We start from the raw sequence: 2,581 nt of genomic DNA, 5'->3' as shown, positions 1-2,581 counted from the left end.
CGGGTATAATGATACTTCCGTCTTTTCTTTGAATGGGCGGCTCGGAGCGATCCTCGGAGGGGTGAGAGTCCCATGATACCGATTGACCATTGGTAGTCCGCAGCATTCCCGGAACTGCATAGTTCTTCTGGCAGGGGCGCGAGCTGCAAGTATGCCGGACAATGAAACAAACCCAAAAGAAACTTACTATATAGTTTCAGGATGAAAACTATGTGGCAGGGTATCTTCACAAGATGCTCTGCCATATCCTTTTGTCCTGAACATTTTCACGAAACAGGAGGTGCTTAGAATATGATGGGCATAGAAACAATGAAAAATGTCAGCCCGAAAACGGTTGACCGTAACACACTCGTTCAAAGAAGCAGCATCCGGCTTGATCCTGCGGCACCGCAAGAGGTCAGGCTGAGGGAGTTCATCAAGCAGATCAGAAATCCCTACTGTTATCTGGACGGGAAAACTGTGGTGAAAATCACCTTCGCCGCGACGGACACGACAATGGAAGATTGTCTGGAACACTATCTGAGAGGTCTTTGATTTATGAACAGTCTGAATCTTTTCACCCGGTTCTATGGACAAGCGATTGAGCCTGTGGTATAATGAAATCGGTCAAAAAAAGAAGAATACGGATTAAGCCGCTTGCCCTGATGGTCATGTGGCGTTTTCGTGTTCCTCTTCATAAGAGTTGAAGCAAGCCTTCGTCTTTCTGATTTGATGTACCACACCAAATAGAAAAACGGAGGTTATTTTTATGCCAGACAAGGTTTACCGCACGGCGATCTACTGCCGTCTGTCCCGTGAGGATGGAGACAAAGTAGAAAGCAACTCCATCGCCAGCCAGAGAGCCATCTGCGAGGACTATATCGCAAGACATGAGGATTTGGAGCTTGTCTGTGAGCCGTTTGTGGATGACGGTTACAGCGGCGTTTCCTTCAATCGTCCTCAGTTCAAAAAGCTGGAAGAGGCAATCCGCAAGGGTGCGCTTGACTGCATTGTGGTCAAGGATCTCAGCCGCTTCTCAAGAAACTACATCGACGGCGGACGTTACATTGAGAAGATATTCCCGCAGCTTGGCATACGCTTCATCGCAATCAATGATGCGTATGACAGTCTGACCGGTGATCCGCAGTCCGACTCCTTTGTTATCCCGTTCAAAAACTTGATTAACGATTCTTACTGCAAGGACATCTCCATGAAAATCCGAAGCAGTCTGGAAGTCAAGCAGAAGAGCGGTGAGTTCGTCGGTTCGTTCGCCCCTTACGGCTACATGAAATCGCCGGAGAACAAAAACCAGCTCATCGTGGATGAAGCGGTCAGCGAATATGTGCAGATGATCTTTTCCATGTACAAGGACGGCTTCTCCATTGGGCGCATTGCAAAGCGTCTGAACCAGATGGGCGTTCTGTCCCCAATGGAATACAAGCATTCCGCCGGTGTGAAGTTTGATACCGTCTTCAAAACCGGCGATACCGCAAAATGGACATACAAAGCCGTCCAGCGTATTCTCACCAACGAGGTTTATATCGGCGTTCTGGCGCAAGGCAAGCGCGGCACTCCCAACTACAAAGTCCGCGTTGTGAAAAGCAAGGATGAATCCGAGTGGGTCAAGGTAGAAAATGCGCATGTAGCTCTTGTGTCCTACGAGGACTTCATGGCAGTCAAGGTCATGATGCAGCGGGATATGCGCTGTTCGCCCGATCAGGACGAAGCGCATCTGTTTTCCGGCTTCCTGTTCTGCGGAGACTGTCAGCAGCCAATGATCCGCAAGACCGTCCCGTCGAAGACGAAAAAGTATATTTACTACGTCTGCTCCACCAATAAGCACAGCCGGACGTGCAGCCCGCACAGCATCGCCGCAAAAGAGGTTGAAGAGAAGGTCTTCCGTGCCATTCATGACCAGATCGAGCTTGTCATCAATCTGGAACACGCGCTTGCGATGATAGAACGGCTTCCGTCTCAGAGCCGTAAGGCTTTCAATTACGAAGCTCAGATCGCTAAAATCGAGGAAGAGATTGAGCGGTACCAAAAGCTCAAGCTGGGGCTTTACGAGAACTTCATCGGCGGCGTCATTGATAAATCGGAATACTTCGAGTTCCGCAGCAGCTACACTAAAATCATTGAGGACAAACAGGAGGCACTTCTGCGGGTCAAAAAAGAAATGAAGCAGACGGTGACAACTGGCACGACCGAACGGAACTGGGTAACGCTTTTCAAGCAGTATGAAAACGTCGAAGAACTGAACCGCCGTGTGCTGATGTCCCTTGTTGATCGCATTCTGATTCACGAAAACCATGCAATCGAAATCGTCTTCAAATACAGGGACGAATACCAGCAGACGATTGAATACGTTCTCGGCTATGCCGATGAACTGGATATTGCCGTATAAAGGAGGGATGAGCAAATGGCAAGAAAAAGCAGAAAGCAAATTGCAGTCGAAGAGCCGGTTATCGAATCTGTCTCTTCCGAGGTCTTCTCAACAGCCATCTATGCCCGTCTTTCCGTTGAAAACAGCGGCAAGTCCGAAAAGGTGGATGTCATCGCAAATCAGATTGAGATTTGCAAGTCCTACATTGCAGAGCGTCCC

General features: G+C 48.9%; 2 protein-coding genes and 1 pseudogene. All 3 read left to right on the top strand.

Annotation, left to right across the window (positions count from 1 at the left end):
- The first annotated feature begins 291 nt into the window (after positions 1-291).
- Positions 292-534, top strand: coding sequence for a DUF6870 family protein (locus tag H8711_RS14465; protein WP_015564534.1), 243 nt, complete (start codon positions 292-294; stop codon positions 532-534).
- A gap of 214 nt (positions 535-748) precedes the next feature.
- Complete coding sequence (locus tag H8711_RS14460) at positions 749-2,383, top strand: recombinase family protein (RefSeq protein ID WP_249283859.1); 1,635 nt, start codon at positions 749-751, stop codon at positions 2,381-2,383.
- Between the two features lie 15 nt (positions 2,384-2,398).
- Positions 2,399-2,581, top strand: a pseudogene (locus tag H8711_RS14455) (recombinase family protein); the annotation flags it as partial.

The organism is Ligaoa zhengdingensis, from assembly GCF_014384885.1.
In the GTDB taxonomy this organism is placed as follows: Bacteria; Bacillota; Clostridia; order Oscillospirales; family Ruminococcaceae; genus Ligaoa; species Ligaoa zhengdingensis.
Note: the sequence above shows the minus strand (reverse complement) of the source record. Positions and strands in the feature narration are given on the sequence as shown.